We start from the raw sequence: 16230 nt of genomic DNA, 5'->3' as shown, positions 1-16230 counted from the left end.
AGCGGTCAACGGTGGCGCCGCGTCACGCCGCGGCGGCGGGCCAGCGCCGGCGCACCACGGGTCACGATTTATACGCCTTGGCCGCCACGCATAGACCATGCCTGGAAGCACCGGACTCCCCGTCGGCGCCGAGGCGCCCGCCGTGACGGCGACGCTCGTCACGCCGGACGGAGACGAACGGGACGTGCCGCTCGCGGAGCTGTACGCGGACAGGCCGCTCCTGCTGAGTTTCTATACGGCCGACTTCAGCCCGGACTGCATCAAGGAGTGGTGCTCGTTCCGCGACCTCGACTGGTTCGCCTCCGGCGACCACGTCCGCGTCGTCGGCGCAAGCAAGTCCGGGCCGTCGCTCCACCGGAAATTCATCGACACCCTGGATCTGACCTTCCCGATGTACGCGGATACGAACCTCGAGCTCGCAGCGGCGTTCGAGGTCAAGTACCGGACGCTGGGCCTGTTCCAGCGCTCCAGGCGGTCCTGCTTCCTGATCGACACCGACGGCACCGTGCGCTACCGCTGGGTCGGCGACCACTGGCTGGACCCGACACGGGCGACGCCGCCGGTCGGGGAGATCCACGACGACGTGATGGAGATCCTGGGCGAATCCGAACCCGAGACGTTCGGCTTCTGAAACCGCGACCACCGAGCCGGAGGGGGGATTTGAACCCGCCCCGGTCCGACCCCTCAGCGCGATCCGGGCTGCTGGTGCACCCAGTCGTCGCTCCGGTACTTCTCGTCGACGATCTCGCGCGCACGCTCCAGCTCGGCGTCCGTCCAGTCGCCCTCGCTCGCGTCGGCCCAGTCCGCGAGCGCGTCGCGGACCGCACCAACGGCCGCCTCGCGGTCGACGTCGACCAGCTCGTCCATCCCCACGACGCGCTCGCGGAACTCCGCGGGCGAGGTCGGCGGGTCCGCGAAGACGCCGAGGTGGCGCTCCGCGTCGACGGAGTAGGTCAGCGAGCCATGCTGGATGACGGCGTCGTCGCGGCGGTACTGCGCGTTGCCGGCGATCTTCCGCCCTTCGGCGACGACGTCGTGCGCGGGGTGGAGCTCCCTGAGGTAGCAGGCCGGGTGGTACAGCTCCGGCATCGACTCGTCGACGTAGTCGGCGTCGATCCCGAGCCGGTCGAAGGCGTCGAGGATCGGCTCGCAGAGCAGGTGGTAACAGTCGAGCAGCTCGCCGGGCACCTCGTCAGCGGGCACCGCGATCGAGTAGGCGATGTCGCCGTAGTTGTCGTGATAGATGCCGCCGCCGCCGGTCTGGCGGCGGGTGACGTCGATCCCCTCGCGCTCGCAGAAGTCCCAGTCGACGGTGTCGGGCGCTTGCCGGTAGCCCATCGTCAGGCAGCTCGGGTCCCAGCGGTAGACGCGGACGGTCCACGGACCGCCGTCGGCGGCGGTCTCCGCGGCGACCTCGTCGAGCGCCATCTGCATCGGCCCCGGTCGCACGTCCTCGCGGATCAGCCGCCAGTCGCCCTCGGGCGCATTCATACGCGTGTTCGGGATTCGTGCGTTGATAGTGATTGCGTTCGTATTCGATGAATCACGGTTGGGTCCTGTGGACGTGCGTGTATCCGGTTGTTCGGTCGTTGTCGCCAGCGACACCACTCGGTACATCCAGAAAGTCCAAGCCGATGAACAGTCGCGCTTATAAACAAGATCGATTGTCGTTGCTTGCGACACCACTCAGCACACCCAGAAAGCCCCAGCCGCTGCGCGGTCGCGCTGCTCGCTGCGCTCCTCACGGCTCACTCCCTCCGGTCGTTCGCCGTTGCGGTGCTTACTTCGCAGGGCTTCCCGCGCAGCGGCTGCCCCTTTCAGTCCCGCCCACCGAGTGGTGGCCAGGCGTCGCGCGCGGCGGCTGCGTCGCCGGTATCGCCCGCCAGCTGTCCGGCGTCCGGTGCGGGGCGGCCGGCGCGCGCGAGCAACGCGTGCGAGGGAGGGCGGTGGCGCGCCGCGGCGGTGTCCTCGTGAGCGGAGCGAACGAGGGGCCGGAAGTCGCAGCCCGGCAGCCCGCTACTGCAGGCAGCCCGGACCGTCTTCCGAGGCGGTGCCGGCGCGCCCCGGCCGAGGCTGGGGAGGGCCGAGGCTTGCGGTTGCGGTGCGGTCGCGGTGGCGGTTGCTGTGCGGTGCTGTCCTGGCGGACTGAAAGGGCGACGGCCGGTCGCGCCGGAGGGGAGTCGCTGAGCCGACCCCTATCTGAACCGGACGGTGCTGAGAGGTTCAGATATGTCGCGCAGCGACCGCGAGCGGCCAAGGGCTTTCTGGGTGTTTGCGGTGCTGTCAAGCGTAGCAGTGTCTGCGCCTGAGCTCCTCGTTTATAAACAAGAGCGGCCGAGGACTTTCGATCCTCCCCACCCAACCCAAAAACGCCGGTTCAGTCCGCAGTTTCGGAGTTCCGGAGCGCGTCGAGGAACTTGTTCGGGTGTTCGACGTGGGGCAGCAGCTTCGCGCGGTCGAAGACGACGAGCTCCGCGCCGGCGTCGTCCGCCAGTTCTTTGCCGTCCGCGAGGGGGGAGACCTCCGCCTCGCGGCCCCAGACGATCGTCGTCGGGACGTCCAGGGCCGCGAGCGTCTCGCCGAGGTCGATGTCCGAGTTGAGGAAGCCGGCGACGAAGGAGGCGAACGCGAAGCGAGCGCCCTCGACGTGTGTCGTCTTCCACTCGTAATCCGTCCACTCCGCGGTGATGTTGTTGGCGTCGTAGTAGCCGTGGTCGGCGTTGAAGTACCGGATCGCGGGCTTCGAGGTGAGCAGCCGGAACAGCCCCTCGCCGACGACCGGCGCGCGGAGCAGCTCCCGGGCGGGGCCCTTCGGCGGCTCGGGCCCGGCCTTCGTCGTCGGGCAGATCAGGACGAATCGCGAGACGTCGACGTTGCCGTGCTCCGCGGCGCGGGCGGCGTACGCGGCCGACAGCGACGAGGCCACGACCGTCGGATCGTCGAACGACTGGAGGAAGTCGTGGACGAAGTCCTCGTACAGCGCGGCGGAGTACCGCAGCGGCGGGCGGTCGGAGCGCCCGAATCCGGGGAGATCCGGCGCGACGACGTGGTAGTCGGCGGTGAGGTCGCCAAACACCTCGCGCCACTCGCCGGAGGACCCGGCGGCGTTGACGCCGTGGAGGAGGACGAGGTCCGGGTCGTCGGGGTCGCCACCCTCTGTGTAGGCGACGTCCATCCCGCGCCAGCGGTAGGTGTCCTGCTCGCCGACCAGGGCCGGCTCCAGCTCCTCGTCGTATCGGAGGCCCCGCGCCGCGGCCGCGGCAGTCCCGACGCCGAGGGCGACGCTGCCGAGTGCCTGCTTGAGGTTCATGGGATCCGTTGGTTCGGCGACGACTTATAACCCGCCCCGGATTCCCGAGCGGCGACCGCGAGGAACGCGGTTCCGCCGGTCCTCGTCGCTATCGCTGGTCCGAAACGCACTCCTCGATCGGCTCGACCAGTTCGGCGGCGACGGAGTAGGGGTCGGTCTCGCGGTCGACGACGCGCTGGGCGAGCGCCGAGATGCCGCCATGGGCCTCGATCTCGGACTCGACGAGCGCCCCGACGTCGCTGCGGGCGAGCGTCCGGATCTCCTTGGCGTAGCGCTGGCGCGCCTTCTCCTCGAGTGCCCCCGTGGACTCCAGGAACTCGTAGTGGTCGTCGAAGGCGCCGATCAACTCGTCGACGCCCTCGCCGGTCGTCGCGACGGTCTGGACGATCTCGGGGTCCCACTCGGGCTCGGCTTCGCCGTCGCCCTTCCCATTCTCGTCGTCCGGGTGGTCCGGCACGTCGAAGCTATGATGGCCCGTGTTCAGCCCCTTCGTCGGGCTCTCGCGCATGTGGAGCATCTCTTCGAGCTCGGAGACGGTCCGCGTCGCCCCCTCCATGTCGGCCTTGTTGACGACGAAGACGTCGCCGATCTCCAGGATGCCGGCCTTCAGCATCTGGACGTCGTCGCCGGAGCCGGGCTGGACGAGGACGGCGACCGTGTCCGCGGTCGAGACGACGTCGACCTCGTTCTGGCCGGCGCCAACCGTCTCGATGATGACCTTGTCCTTGCCGAACGCGTCGAGGGCCTTGACCGCGTCCGCCGTCGCCGTCGAGAGCCCGCCGAGCTGGCCGCGGGCGCTCATCGAGCGGAAGAAGACGTCCATGTCGCCGACGTTCGAGGCCATCCGGATGCGGTCGCCGAGCACGGCGCCGCCGGTGTACGGCGAGGAGGGGTCGACCGCGATGACGCCGACGGTCTGGCCGCGCTCGCGGTACTCGGCGGCGAGCTTGTCGACCAGCGTCGACTTGCCCGCGCCGGGCGAGCCGGTGATCCCGATGACGTCGGCGTGGCCCGTGTGGGCGTGCAGCTCCGAGACGAGGTCGCGGTAGCCCGGCGAGCGGTCCTCGATCTTGGAGATGACCCTGGCGAGCGCGCGGTGCTTGCCGTTCAACAGCTCGGTGACGAGGGTGGGTTCGTCGGTGTCGCTCACGGGCGTGCCTCCGTCGGTGGCGACGTTGCGGTCGGCGTCACGGTGCAGGTCGCGACCGTCGCGACGCCGCTCGTCGCTGTCGTCGGTGTCCGCATCCAACTCAGTCACGCTCCGGGACGTTGTTCCGCACGAACTCGATGGTCTCCTCCATCGGCGTGCCGGGCCCGAACACCTCCGCGACGCCGAGCTCCTTCATGTCGTCCTCGTCGTCGTCGGGGATGATCCCGCCGACGAGGATGAGGGTGTCCTCGAAGGCGTCGTACTCCTTCAGCCCCTCGATAACCTTCGGGACGAGCGTGTTGTGCGCGCCCGAGAGGATCGAGATGCCGAGTACGTCGACGTCCTCCTGGACGGCCGCCTGCACGATCTCCTCGGGCGCCCGGTGGAGCCCGGAGTAGACGACCTCGAAGCCGGCGTCGCGAAACGCGCGGGCGATGACGTGTGCTCCGCGGTCGTGGCCGTCGAGCCCGACCTTCGCGACGAGACAGCGGATCGTCCGCCCTTCCTGTTCGGCGCTCATGGCGCGTGCTACGCTGTCATGTGGTTTGACTCTAACGGAAGTTCGTGGGAGAAATGGTAGTGCCGTCGGTTGATTTTAAGTACTGGCCGGGCGTCGTCTGCCCACACTGTCGACGAGGGTCGCCCGTCCCTGGCCGCATCGTCCGCGTTCGCCAGGCACCCGACGACCCGTGGCAAGGGCCTCCCCGTCGATGTCGAGACCTCCATGTTCGAAGACGCACTCACCTACCCGACACGATCCGACGACTGGACCGGTAAACTACTCCTCGGCGGGCTCCTCGGCATGTTCGCCTGGCTGATCGTGCCCCTGTTCGCGCTGACGGGCTACTACGTCCGGACACTCCGCGCGACGATCGCCGGCGACGACGAACTCCCGACGTTCGACGACTGGGGCGACCTCGTCGTCGAGGGGATCAAGGCGGCCGCCATCGTGCTCGCCTTCTTACTCGTCCCGTTCCTCCTCATGGCCATCATCGTCGGCGTCGGCGGCGAACCCGGTCCCGGAGGTGGGTTCGTCCTCCTCCTCGTCACCCTGGCGTTCTACTACGCGGTCCCTGCGGGTCTCGCTGCTTTCGCCGAACGCGGGCGCCTCGCCGACGGCTTCGACCTCGACCGGCTCACGACTCTCCTGACGTCTAGCACCTACGCCTTCGGCTGGCTCATGGCGCTGGCCGTTTCCCTCGTCATCGGCGTGATCACGCTCGTCGGAGCCACGATGGCGACGCTCGCGGCGTCGATCATCGGGATCATTCCAATACTCGGCTGGATCGTCGCCTTCTTCATCGGTGTCGCCGTCGCCCTCGGCGTCCAGTGTGCGAACTTCTACGCGGCGCTCGCAGTCATGCGGATCTACGGGCGCGTGTACGTGAAAGTGCTCGACGTGGCGCCTGCCGAGTCGTCGCCGGCGAGGTCGACGGGGCCGTCATAACGCCGGTTCCGCCAGCATGGTGGCGCGGCCCCGCGCCATCAACCCGATACCCACCCGGCTCAGACGTGCTCCTCGAGGAAGTCGACGACCTCGCTGTACGCCTCGATGCGGTTCTCGAGCTTCGTGAAGCCGTGGCCCTCGTCCTCGAAGATGAGCTTCCGGACCGGGACGCCCTCCTCGCGGGCGCTCGCGACGATCTGCTCGGCCTCCCCGACGGGGACGCGCGGGTCGTTCTCGCCGTGGAGGACGAACAGCGGCGCATTGATCCTGTCGATGTTGTTGATGGGGGAGACCGACTCGAGGAACTCGCGGTCCTCGGCAAGGGAGCCGTACTCCGCCTCCCGGAGGGACTGGCGCCAGTCGCCCGTGTTCTCGAGGAACGTGACGAAGTTCGCGATGCCGACGACGTCGACGCCGGCGGCCCACAGCTCGGGGTACTCCGTCAGCGACGCGAGCACCATGAACCCGCCGTAGGAGCCGCCCATTGCGACGACGCGGTCCGGGTCGACCTCGGGGTGGTCGTCGAGCCACTCGACGCCCGCGCGGACGTCCTTCACGGAGTCCATCCGGTTCTCGACGTCGTCGAGCGCGGCGTACGCCTTCCCGTAGCCCGAGGAGCCCCGGACGTTCGGCTCCAGCACCGCGTAGCCGTGGTTCAGCAGGTACTGCTTCACGCCGCGGAAGGAGGGCCGGCGCTGGGCCTCCGGCCCGCCGTGGATGTCGACGATGACCGGGTAGCCGTCGTCGGGGGTCGGCGTTTCGGGGACGGAGAAGAACGCCGGGATGTCGCGCCCGTCGAACGTCGGGTAGTGAACGAGCTCCGGCTCGACGAAGGTGTCCTCGGGGATCCCCGCCGTCGACGCGTGCGTCCAGCGCGTCGTCTCGCCGGTCGTCGCGTCGACGACGTAGACGTTCCCGTTCGCCGAGCTACCCGCGGCCGACACCGCGTAGCGCTGGCCGTCCGGCCCCCAGTCGATCGCACCGGCGACGCCCTCGGGAAGGTCGGGCTCGGGGAACGCGTCGATGCGGTCCGGTTCGACGAACTCGCCCGCCGTCAGGTCGGTGTAGCCGTCGACGTTGCGCGCGTAAACGACCCGATCGGTGTCCTCGTCGATAGTGACGGCGTTGACGTTCCACTCGCCGTCGCCGGGCCCTGCCCGGCTGCCAGAGGAGCTTCGCTCCTCGCTGCCGTCCTCGACGACGGCGAACTCGCCGGACGGGAGGTCGATGCGCTCCAGGCGGAGCGTGTCGGACTCGCGGTCGGTGACGCAGTAGACCGAGTCGCCCTCGGGCCCCCACTCGGCGCTCCCGTAGCGCACGTCGCCCTCGTGAGGCGTGAGGTGGGTCAGCTCGCCGGACGCCAGGTCGAGCGTGTAGAGGTCCTGGTCGAAGGAGGCGTGGGCCTCGACGACGAGGAGGCGGTCGTCGCTCGGCGACCAGCCGGCCAGCGAGAGCCAGCCGTCGCCCTCGTACACCAGCTCGGCGTCGTCGCCCGTCTCCTCGCGCCCCTGGACGTACACGTCGAAGACGGCCTCGTCGCGGCGGTTCGAGGTGAACGCAAAGCGGTCGCCGTCGTGGCTCCAGCCGCCCCAGCGGTGTTTCGCGTCCGGGCACTGCGTGAGGTTCCGGATGCGGCCCGTCGAGGGGTTCAGCCGGAAGAGCTGGGCGCGCTCGTTGCCGCCCTCGTCCTTGCCGAAGATCAGCTCCGGGCGCTCCGGCGAGTAGTCCGCGAAGGTGACGCGGTCGTCGTAGAAGGTGTGCTGGGTGGGCCAGTTCCCGGGCTCCCCGAGCGACCAGACCTGCGGGGTGCCGGTGGTGTCGATCCGGAAGGCGAGGCGACCGCTCGGACCGAAGGAGGGCCCGCCAGCGCTCCGAACGTTGAGGTACCGCTCGACGTCGTACTGTTGCATGGCAGGCGGTTCCACGGTGCGCGTGAAACCTCTTTGGGTCGCGGTGGTGTGGGTCGGTGCCGGCGACGGCCGTCACTGACGACCTGCGTCGCAGGCGACGTACCCGCGCCCCGAGGACCGCCCGCTCCTGAAGCCGTGTTTTTATATCGGGGCCGTCGAATCCCTTCTCACATGCGCGTCGCGTTCGTCTCGCTGTTCACGACGCACCACGGGGAGACCTCCGCCCGCGTCCGGACGCGACGAACCGCCCGACAGCTCGTCGACCGTGGCCACGACGTCACCTGGCTCTGCGCGGCGTGGTGGGACGGCGACCACGACACCTTCTCCGCGGACGGGATTACCTACCGCGGCGTCGTCGCGGAGCCGTCGCCGACGCGGTTCGCGGCGAAGCTCCCGCTCGCGCTCCGGCAAGCAGACCCCGAGGTCGTCCACGCCGTTAACAGCCCGCCGGGGGCCGCCATCTCGGCGTCGGCAGCGGGGACGCTCCTGCGTCGGCCCGTGGTCGTCGACTGGTGGGCCGACCGCGACGAGGACTCGCCGGCCAGCTACCGGCGCGTCGCCGGCGGCGCCGATACCGTCATCACGCCCTCGCGCACGGTGAAAACCGGGGTCCGCGAGTACGGCGCGGCCGGCGACGCGGTCCGCGTCGTCCCGGAGAGCATCGACTTCGACCTCGTCGAGTCGGCCCCGGTCGACGACCGGTTCGACGTCGTCTACTCGCGCCGGCTCGACCGCCACGCCAACGTCGAGACGTTCCTGCTCGGGCTCGCCGAGCTCCGCGACCGCGACTGGGAAGCGGCGATCATCGGCGACGGCCCGGAGCGGGCGGCCGTCGAGCGGGCCGCGAGCGACCTCCGGATCGACGACCGCGTGACGTTCCTCGGCGAGACGCCCATCGAGGACCGCGTGTCCGTTTTTAAAGGCGCCCACGCCATCGCGCGGACGGCGACCCGGGAAGCGTTCGCGACGGACCTCCTCTGGGCGCTCGCGTGCGGCTGCGTCGGCCTCGTCGAGTACCAGGCCGGCTCCAGCGCCCACGAGCTCGTCGAGGGGCGCGAGCGCGGCCGGCTCGTCACCAGTCCGCAGGAGTTCGCGACGGCGTTCGTCGAGGCCAGCGAGCGCCCACACCGAACGGTCGACGACGCGTTCGCGGAGTACGACCACGACGCCGTGCTCGACTCGTACCTCGACTGTTACCGCGAGGCAACCGCCGAACAGGGCTTGCTCTGAGCAGGTCCGGTTCGGAGACGCTCCCGTCGGGACTCGTGCTGGGCCACCTATGCCGACCAGCCAGTCGTGGCTACCGACGATCCGGTGTCGCTAGCTGGGGCCGAAAAGTGCCGCGGTCGAAAAGTGCCGCGGTCGAAAGAGCCGCAGTCGTCCGGGGCGCTACTCGGACGGCGAGACGGTGCCGTACTTCAGGAAGGCGAACGCGAACGCGAGGGTCGCGACCATGGCGAAGAACGTCGCGACGCCGAGGGCCTTCGCCGCGTCCGGGACGAAGACGACGCCGGCCGCCTCGCCGCCGCCGCCCTCGCCGCCGGACGTCTCCACGTCGCTGCCAACGGCGATGCCGCCGTGCATGCCGATCTGGGCGTGGGGCTGACACTGGTAGTGGGTGATGCCCGCGTGGTCCTCGGTGAACTCGACGGAGAAGGTGTGGCCCTCCTCGCCGACGATCTCGCTTTCGAACTCCGCGGGGCCCTCGACGGTTTCGACGTTGTGGTTGCCGCCCTGGCCGGTCCACTCCCAGGTGACCGTCGTGCCGGGTTCGATCCAGACCTTCGTCGGATCGAAGGCGAGGCCGTCGCCGGCGCCGACATTGATCGTCACTTCGTCCTGGCCGCGAGCGTCCTGGTAACTGCCGACGTTGGCGTCCTCCACGGCGCTGGGCCATGCCGGTTGTTCCTGAGCCGCCGCCGACCCAGTCGCGCTGGCACCGACGCCGGCTGCCGCCACGGTGCCGCCGGCCGTCCGCATGAACGCCCGCCGAGAGACGTCGTCCGTACTCATACCAGCGGCTTGGAGATGCCCGGTAGTGAATACTTTGGTTCGTCCGCGCTATCTCGGGGACTTCCCTGAGTGTTGGGTGGACGGCGATCTGGTCGATACGCGAGGATGGCTGGTCAGTCAGGCTTCATCTAATCGGGGCTGGGCTTTTGAACAGGTGATACGGCCTTGCGCTCAACAGCACCGCAAACACCCAGAAAGCCCTCGGCCGCTCGCGGTCGCTGAGCAGGATATCTGAACCTCTCCGCACCGGTCGGTTCAGATAGTGCCTGTCTCAGCGACTCCGCTACGCCGCGACCGGCCATCGCCCTTTCAGTCCGCCAGGACCACGACAGCAACCGCGACAGCACCGCGACCGCACAGCTTCAGCAATACCTCAGACCTCCCCAGCCTCGTCCGGGGCGCGCCGGCACCGCACCGCGCGGCGCGCCCCGCCCTCCCTCGCACGCGTTGCTCGCGCGCGCCACCGCAGCCGCGCCGCGAACCCCGGCAACCGCCGCGAGCGACGACCGGCAACCACTCGGTGGGTGGGACTGAAAGGGGCAGCCGCTGAGCGGGACGCCCTGCGAAGCTAGTACCGCAATCCCGGCGAGCGACCGGAGGGAGCGAGCCGGGTGAGGAGCGCAGCGAGCAGCGCGACCGCTAAAGCGGCTGGGGCTTTCTGGGCATGCTGAAATGTTTCGCCAGCGACGACGGCCGAACTTGTTTATAAGTACGACCGCCTCAGCGGCTGGGGCTTTCTGGACGTGCTGAGTGGTGTCACTCGCGATGACGGCCGACCCCTTTTATAAGCGCGATCGCCTCAACAACCGGCGTTTTTAAGAAGCTCTGAGGGGCGTCGCAAGCAACGATAATCAGACAATCAACGCAGGAAAAACCGCCCAAACCGCAGGTCTACGAGCTACTTACTGGACTTTGGTCCCGGGTTCGGCGTCGCCGTGCGTCGTCAGCAGGTCGGCCTGGTCGCCCGCGGCGAGCACCATACCGTTCGATTCGACGCCGAACAGCTCGGCTTTCTCCAGGTTCGCCAGGACGACGACCTTCTGCCCCTCGAGGTCGTCGATGTCGTGGAGCTGCTTGAGGCCGGCGACGATCTGGCGGGTTTCGGCGCCGATGTCGACCTCGAGGCGCACGAGCTTGTCGGCGCCCTCGATGCCCTCGGCGCTCTCGATGCGCCCGACGCGGATGTCGAGGTCCTCGAAGTCGTCGAAACTGATGCGCTCGTCGGCCAGGGGTTCGAAGTCCGTCATCGTGGGTTCGGATTCCTCGTCGGCTGCTTCTGCTTCCTCACTTTCCTCTGTTTCCTCGTCCGCTTCGCCTTCGGTCGCCTCCGCGACGCGTGCGTCGAGCTTCTCGTTGAGCTCCTCGACGCGCTCCTCGGGGATCTTCTCGAACAGCTCCGTCGGCTCCGCGAGGCCGCCGTCGGGGGCTTCCAGCGCGTCCGCGACGGTGGTGTTGTGGACGGAGCCCGACTCGCCGAGCTGGGCCCAGATGCGCTCGCACTTCTCGGGCGCGACCGGCTCGAAGAGGACGGCGATGGCCTTCGCGAGCTGGACGCAGTCGTAGATGACCTGCCTGGCTTCCTCGGGGTCGTCGTCGACGAGCTGCCACGGCTCGTTGCGCTGGATGTACTCGTTGCCGAACGCGGCGAGGTGCGTGACGGCGTCGCCGACGTCGCGGATGGAGTAGTCGTTGACGGCCGCGGTGAAGTCGTCGATGGCCCCGTTGATCCGGGACTCGACCTCGTCGCTCGCGCCGTCGACGTCCGCGGGGGCGCCGTCGTAGTTCCGGTACGCAAAGAGGAGTGACCGGTAGAGGAAGTTGCCGACGGTGCCGACCAGCTCGTTGTTCGTGCGCTCGCGGAACTTGTCCCACGAGAAGTCGACGTCGCGCTGGAAGGAGCCGTTGGTAGCGAGGTAGTAGCGCAGCAGGTCGGGGTGGAACCCTTCGTCTATGTACTCGTCGGCCCAGACCGCGCGGTTGCGGCTCGTGGAGAAGCCCTTGCCGCCGAGCGTCACGAAGCCGGAGGCCATGACGGCGCGCGGTTCGACGTGGCCCGACCCGCGCAACATCGCTGGCCAGAAGATGGTGTGGTGCTGGATGATGTCCCGGCCGATGACGTGGACGATCTCGCCGCCGGCGTCGGGACCGGCCGGCTCGGCGTCCTCGCCCGCGTTCCAGGCCTGCTCCCAGTCGAACGTCTCCGCGCCGACCCGCTCGGAGTACTGCTTCGTCGAGGCGATGTACTCGACCGGCGCGTCGACCCAGACGTAGAGGACGAGGTCCTCCTCGTCGGCCCCCGCCTTCTCACCGCTTTCCGCGTCCTCGTCGCTCGGGTAGTCGATCCCCCAGTCCATGTTCCGGGTGATACACCAGTCCTGGAGCCCCTGCTCGATCCACTCGCGGGGCTGGTTCTGGGCGTTCGAGGTCCCCTCGAGGCGGTCGAGGAACTCCGTGAGGTAGTCCGCGAACTCCGAGACCTCGAAGAACTTGTGGGTGCGCTCGTGGTACTCGGCCGGGTTGCCGGAGATGGTCGAGACGGGATCCTCGATCTCGCCGGGCTCGAGGTGGCGCTGGCACCCCTCGTCGCACTCGTCGCCGCGCGCGTGCTCGCCGCAGTACGGGCAGGTGCCCTCGACGTAGCGGTCCGGGAGGTACTGGTCGTCCTCGGGGTCGTACGCGACCATGATCTCCTTCTCGTACACGTAGCCGCGCTCGTCGAGCTCGCGGACGAGCGCCTGGGTCAGCTCCGTGTTCGTCTCGTCGTGGGTGTGGCCGTAGTTGTCGAAGTCGACGTTGAACTTCGGGAACGTCGCCTCGTACTCCTCGTGGTAGCCGAGGGCGAACTCCTCGGGGGAGACGCCCTCCTGCTCCGCATTGACGGCGACGGGCGTGCCGTGCATGTCCGAGCCGGAGACGAAGGCCGTCTGCTGGCCGAGCGTTTCCAGCGAGCGCGCGTACACGTCGCCGCCGACGTACGTCCGGAGGTGACCGACGTGCAGGTCGCCGTTGGCGTACGGCAACCCACAGGTCACCACCGCCTGGTTATCGGTGGGGAAATCCTCGTGGCTCATCTATTGTGTTTCTATCTTGTAGATACGGGCCTAAAGCCCGCTGGTTCCGGATCGGCGCTGACGGGCGCATCCTCGCGGTCGGCGCGCACCACTGACGCAGCAGTCGGCTCCCGGACGGAGAAACGCGCGATCGATCCAAGGTTGTGTCTATATGTCGACTGCACAGCACCGAGACCAGCACGTCCCTGCGTTTCGTTCCGAGGCGCTTTTGTGGCGCCGTGGCCAATCGATCGTATGACTCGCATCGTCGTCATCGACAATCACGGGCAGTTCACGCACCTGGAGCAGCGGGCCCTCCGCGACGTCGGCGTGGACACCGAGATCGTCGACAACGACACCCCGCCCGAGGAGCTCGACGCTGACGGCCTCGTCCTCTCCGGCGGCCCGAGCATGGACCGCATCGGCAACTGCCCCGACTACCTCGACCTCGACGTGCCCGTGCTGGGCATCTGTCTCGGCATGCAGCTCATCGCCGCCGAGCTCGACGGCCGCGTCGGCGGCGGCGACTACGGCGGCTACGCCGACGTCGACGTCGAGATCGTCGACGAGGAAGACCCCCTCATCGGGTCGCTCGCGCCAGAAACGCGCGTCTGGGCGTCCCACGCGGACGAGGTGAAGGAGCTCCCATCGGGGTTCACCCACACCGCGACCTCCGACGTCTGCGACGTCGAGGCGATGTCCAACGTCGAGGACGGGCTGTACGGCGTCCAGTGGCACCCCGAGGTCGCCCACACCGAGGAGGGCCAGGAAGTGTTCGAGAACTTCGTCGACATCTGCGAGCAGGCGTAGGTCGGCTACCTACTCCGTTTTCTCACCAGTAGGTTCACCCAGCCGCGCGGTCATCACCGGCATCGGCGCGTGCCGGACGACGCGTTCGGCCACGCTACCGGCGTTGACGAACCGGTCGATACCGGTCCGGCCGTGGGTCCCCATCACAATGAGGTCGACGTCGTAGGCGTCGGCGGCGTCGAGGATCTCCTCGTGGGGGGTCCCGCGGCGGAGGTGCCGCTCGACCGCAACGTCCCGCTCGTTGCCCGCGGTGGCGACCGCGTCGACGGCCGCCTCGCCGTGCTCTTCCTCGCGCTCGACGACCACGTCCCACTCGCCGGCCGCACCGCGCTCGTCCACGACGAACAGCGCGTGGACCGTCGCGTCCGCGAGGTCGGCGACGTAGAGCGCGTGGTCGATCGCGGCCTGGACGCCCTCGCTCCCGTCGGTCGGCAGCAGTATCTCGTCGTACATACCACGAGCGCGTCGGCAACCGACTTGTAGCTTTCCCGGAACGACGGCGTTGCTGCCGCTGACGCTGGCACTTGCGCTTGCGCTCGGAACGAAGAACGCGCCAGCGTCCGGAAGTAGCGCGACTCTCCCCGCGAGTGAGAGGCGTCGCTAGTCCAGCCGGAACGCGCGAACCGTCCGGTTGCCACAGCTCGGACAGTCGTGCCGGTAGACGACGCGGGCCCCGGAGGTGACGGCATCCCAGCTGCCGTCGTCGTCCTCGTAGCCGCACGCGTCGCAGACGTGGGGCTCGCTCTCGTACCGGTCGCGTAACCGATCGAGCGCCGTCGTACCGCGACCACTGAATGACATGTGCAAACGATTAGCACGGAGCGAACTAATACTTGCCGGTGGTTTCGGTCCCTCACCAGAACCGGCGGAAGCTGGATTACTTCGGTGGTGTCCCTATCGAGGAAGCTGTGGCTAGCCGGAGTGTACGGAGAGGAAAGAGAGATCGCGACGCCGACGGTCGCCGCCGCGGGCTTACTCCTCGAACAGTTCGTCGACGGCCTCGATGGCGGTGTCGACGGCTTCGTCGGCAACCTCGTCCGGGTCGGCATCGTCTTCCGGGGCGTTGAGATAGACGTCGACGTCGAGCGTCCCGTCCTCGAAAGAAACCGTCACGTCGAGGTCGTCGACCTCGGACTGACGGTAGTGTTTGAAGACGATACCCTCAGCTGCTTCCGCAGCCGTGCGGACGATCTCCTCGTCGGAAGGGTCCGCCTCGGACATTTACGCGCCGCCTGCGCCGGGACCGCCGGGGCCCATCGGGCCGCCGCCGCCACCCTGCAGCATCTGCTGAAGCTCTTCCTGCAGCTCGTCGAACTGGTCCTGCACGCGCTCCTCCTGCTTCTTCAGCTGCTCGACGCGGACTTCGAGGTTGTCGACCTCCTCCTCGAGGTCGTCGTAGGCGCTCTCGTAGTCGGCTTCGACGAGCACGTTGCCAACCTCGCGGAACATGTTGGCGTCCTCGTCGACGTCCTCGAGCGCTTCGAGGGCCGTCTTCGACTCGTTGAGCTGGGCCTGCGCCTGCTCCTTCTGCTCCGCAGCGTTCTGTGCGGTCTCCTGTAGTTCCTGCAGCTCCTCGATCTTCTCCTGTGCTTCCGGCGGCATATTGCCCTGCATACTCCGAACGACGGTGCCCGGACTGAAAAACCCCCGACTTTGCGACTCGTCGGCGTTCCGGATCGTATCGGGGTGTAGAAGCGTTCTACTGGCCGTCCATCGGTTACTGGAGTCCGACCGTCTCCGCGACCTCGACGAGGCGCGTCCAGCTGTTGACGCCCGCGCGGAGCGCGACCAGGTCCGCCGCCGTAATCTGCACCTCGAGCGTGTTGCCGTCGCGGTCGACGGTCGCGGCGGAGCGGGGGTCCTCGATCTGGTCGATCTCGGGGGCGAGCGCCTCGGTGACGATCCGAGCGCGTCGCTCGGTGTCGTAGGAAAAGCGGAGAGAAGCGTCGTGCTCGTGCGCCGTCGTCACGGGCGTCGACTACTCGACGTTGACTTCCTTCACGTCGCCGCCACGCTCCTTCAGGAGGACGCGGTGGCCACAGTACGGACAGCGAACGCCCCCGTACTCGTCGAGGGTGACGTCACGCTTGCAGCGGGAGCACCGGTAGCTCATTCTTCGACGTCTTCGACGTCGCCTTCCTCGGCGAGCGCTGCGCGAATGGAGCGCGTGACCGTTCGGCCGCCCGGCGTCTCGGGCTTGTAGGCGCCGCCGGTGAACTTCTCGCCGGTTTCCTCGTTGACCCAGATGCCGGTCCCGACGCGCTTGACGGAGTCGCCGTCGACGGTGGCCTCCTCCATCCCCTTCTCGATCTCGGACACGCGCTTGCGGGCGACGCGGCCGTATCGCGCGCCGAAGCGCCCCGAACTGCCGGTCTGTCGAGCCTGCTGCTCACTCATAGTACACCATTTTACCGCAAGCGCGGGTAAAAAGGCTACGAGTCGGTCGCGGCGCGGGACTCGGGGACACGCGGTCGACGGCGGCGGATCGTGGCGCTCCGGGGGACGCTGACGGCGGGGGCTCGAGGCGCTCGGGACCCCCG

At 68.5% G+C, this 16230-nt stretch carries 18 protein-coding genes; 4 read left to right on the top strand and 14 right to left on the bottom strand.

The genetic code is table 11. The features are described from left to right. Positions 1-97 precede the first annotated feature (97 nt). A complete protein-coding gene (locus tag ACQE3M_RS05690) occupies positions 98-631 on the top strand; it encodes a redoxin domain-containing protein (RefSeq protein WP_430504499.1) in 534 nt (177 codons plus the stop codon). A gap of 53 nt (positions 632-684) precedes the next feature. Here ACQE3M_RS05690 and ACQE3M_RS05685 read toward each other — a convergent pair whose 3' ends face one another. The 4 genes from ACQE3M_RS05685 to ACQE3M_RS05670 all read right to left on the bottom strand — a co-directional run bounded on the left by ACQE3M_RS05685 (position 685) and on the right by ACQE3M_RS05670 (position 4980). Next, a complete protein-coding gene (locus ACQE3M_RS05685; protein WP_430504498.1) occupies positions 685-1491 on the bottom strand; it encodes a lipoate--protein ligase family protein in 807 nt (268 codons plus the stop codon). Positions 1492-2377: 886 nt separating this feature from the next. Further along, entirely contained in the window at positions 2378-3310 is a 933-nt protein-coding gene (locus ACQE3M_RS05680; protein WP_430504497.1) for an alpha/beta fold hydrolase, read from the bottom strand. Between the two features lie 88 nt (positions 3311-3398). Then, a complete protein-coding gene (meaB, locus tag ACQE3M_RS05675; protein ID WP_430504710.1) occupies positions 3399-4460 on the bottom strand; it encodes a methylmalonyl Co-A mutase-associated GTPase MeaB in 1062 nt (353 codons plus the stop codon). Positions 4461-4560: 100 nt separating this feature from the next. After that, entirely contained in the window at positions 4561-4980 is a 420-nt protein-coding gene (locus ACQE3M_RS05670) for a cobalamin B12-binding domain-containing protein (RefSeq protein WP_430504496.1), read from the bottom strand. A 204-nt stretch (positions 4981-5184) separates the two neighbouring features. Here ACQE3M_RS05670 and ACQE3M_RS05665 point away from each other — a divergent pair, with 204 nt between their 5' ends. Next, positions 5185-5907, top strand: a complete 723-nt coding sequence (locus ACQE3M_RS05665) for a DUF4013 domain-containing protein (RefSeq protein ID WP_430504495.1) — start codon at positions 5185-5187, stop codon at positions 5905-5907. Positions 5908-5966: 59 nt separating this feature from the next. On the opposite strand, the gene ACQE3M_RS05660 is transcribed toward ACQE3M_RS05665, so the two are convergent. Further along, a complete protein-coding gene (locus ACQE3M_RS05660; RefSeq protein WP_430504494.1) occupies positions 5967-7817 on the bottom strand; it encodes a S9 family peptidase in 1851 nt (616 codons plus the stop codon). Positions 7818-7988: 171 nt separating this feature from the next. Between ACQE3M_RS05660 and ACQE3M_RS05655 the strand changes: the two genes are divergently transcribed. Beyond that, positions 7989-9047 (top strand): glycosyltransferase, encoded by a 1059-nt coding sequence (locus ACQE3M_RS05655; RefSeq protein WP_430504493.1) that lies wholly within the window; start codon positions 7989-7991, stop codon positions 9045-9047. A gap of 159 nt (positions 9048-9206) precedes the next feature. On the opposite strand, the gene ACQE3M_RS05650 is transcribed toward ACQE3M_RS05655, so the two are convergent. Then, positions 9207-9830, bottom strand: a complete 624-nt coding sequence (locus tag ACQE3M_RS05650) for a halocyanin domain-containing protein (protein WP_430504492.1) — start codon at positions 9828-9830, stop codon at positions 9207-9209. A gap of 902 nt (positions 9831-10732) precedes the next feature. Further along, on the bottom strand, positions 10733-12901 hold the full coding sequence (gene metG, locus ACQE3M_RS05645; protein WP_430504491.1) for a methionine--tRNA ligase: 2169 nt from the start codon (positions 12899-12901) through the stop codon (positions 10733-10735). A 234-nt stretch (positions 12902-13135) separates the two neighbouring features. On the opposite strand from metG, the gene ACQE3M_RS05640 reads away from it, so the two are divergent. Then, the gene (locus ACQE3M_RS05640; protein WP_430504490.1) at positions 13136-13690 is read left to right on the top strand and encodes a GMP synthase subunit A; all 555 of its coding nucleotides are present in this window, start codon (positions 13136-13138) and stop codon (positions 13688-13690) included. A gap of 9 nt (positions 13691-13699) precedes the next feature. On the opposite strand, the gene ACQE3M_RS05635 is transcribed toward ACQE3M_RS05640, so the two are convergent. From ACQE3M_RS05635 to ACQE3M_RS05605, 7 genes are all read right to left on the bottom strand, one after another. Then, the gene (locus ACQE3M_RS05635; RefSeq protein ID WP_430504489.1) at positions 13700-14143 is read right to left on the bottom strand and encodes a universal stress protein; all 444 of its coding nucleotides are present in this window, start codon (positions 14141-14143) and stop codon (positions 13700-13702) included. 147 nt (positions 14144-14290) lie between these two features. Beyond that, the gene (locus ACQE3M_RS05630) at positions 14291-14491 is read right to left on the bottom strand and encodes an HVO_0649 family zinc finger protein (protein ID WP_430504488.1); all 201 of its coding nucleotides are present in this window, start codon (positions 14489-14491) and stop codon (positions 14291-14293) included. 171 nt (positions 14492-14662) lie between these two features. Further along, a complete protein-coding gene (locus ACQE3M_RS05625; RefSeq protein WP_430504487.1) occupies positions 14663-14911 on the bottom strand; it encodes a DUF3194 domain-containing protein in 249 nt (82 codons plus the stop codon). Beyond that, the gene (locus ACQE3M_RS05620; protein WP_430504708.1) at positions 14912-15292 is read right to left on the bottom strand and encodes a prefoldin subunit beta; all 381 of its coding nucleotides are present in this window, start codon (positions 15290-15292) and stop codon (positions 14912-14914) included. Positions 15293-15407: 115 nt separating this feature from the next. Beyond that, entirely contained in the window at positions 15408-15659 is a 252-nt protein-coding gene (locus ACQE3M_RS05615) for a KEOPS complex subunit Pcc1 (protein ID WP_430504486.1), read from the bottom strand. Between the two features lie 9 nt (positions 15660-15668). Then, positions 15669-15803 carry a DNA-directed RNA polymerase subunit P gene (locus ACQE3M_RS05610; RefSeq protein ID WP_430504485.1) on the bottom strand — a complete coding sequence of 45 codons (135 nt, stop codon included), beginning with the start codon at positions 15801-15803 and terminating at the stop codon, positions 15669-15671. Next, a complete protein-coding gene (locus tag ACQE3M_RS05605) occupies positions 15800-16087 on the bottom strand; it encodes an eL43 family ribosomal protein (protein WP_430504484.1) in 288 nt (95 codons plus the stop codon). Before ACQE3M_RS05605 ends, ACQE3M_RS05610 begins: the two co-directional genes overlap by 4 nt. Between the last annotated feature and the right edge of the window lie 143 nt (positions 16088-16230).

The organism is Halosubterraneus shenae (genome assembly GCF_050510935.1).
GTDB lineage: Archaea > Halobacteriota > Halobacteria > Halobacteriales > Haloferacaceae > JBDGPU01.
This window is presented reverse-complemented; position numbering and strand designations above follow the sequence as displayed.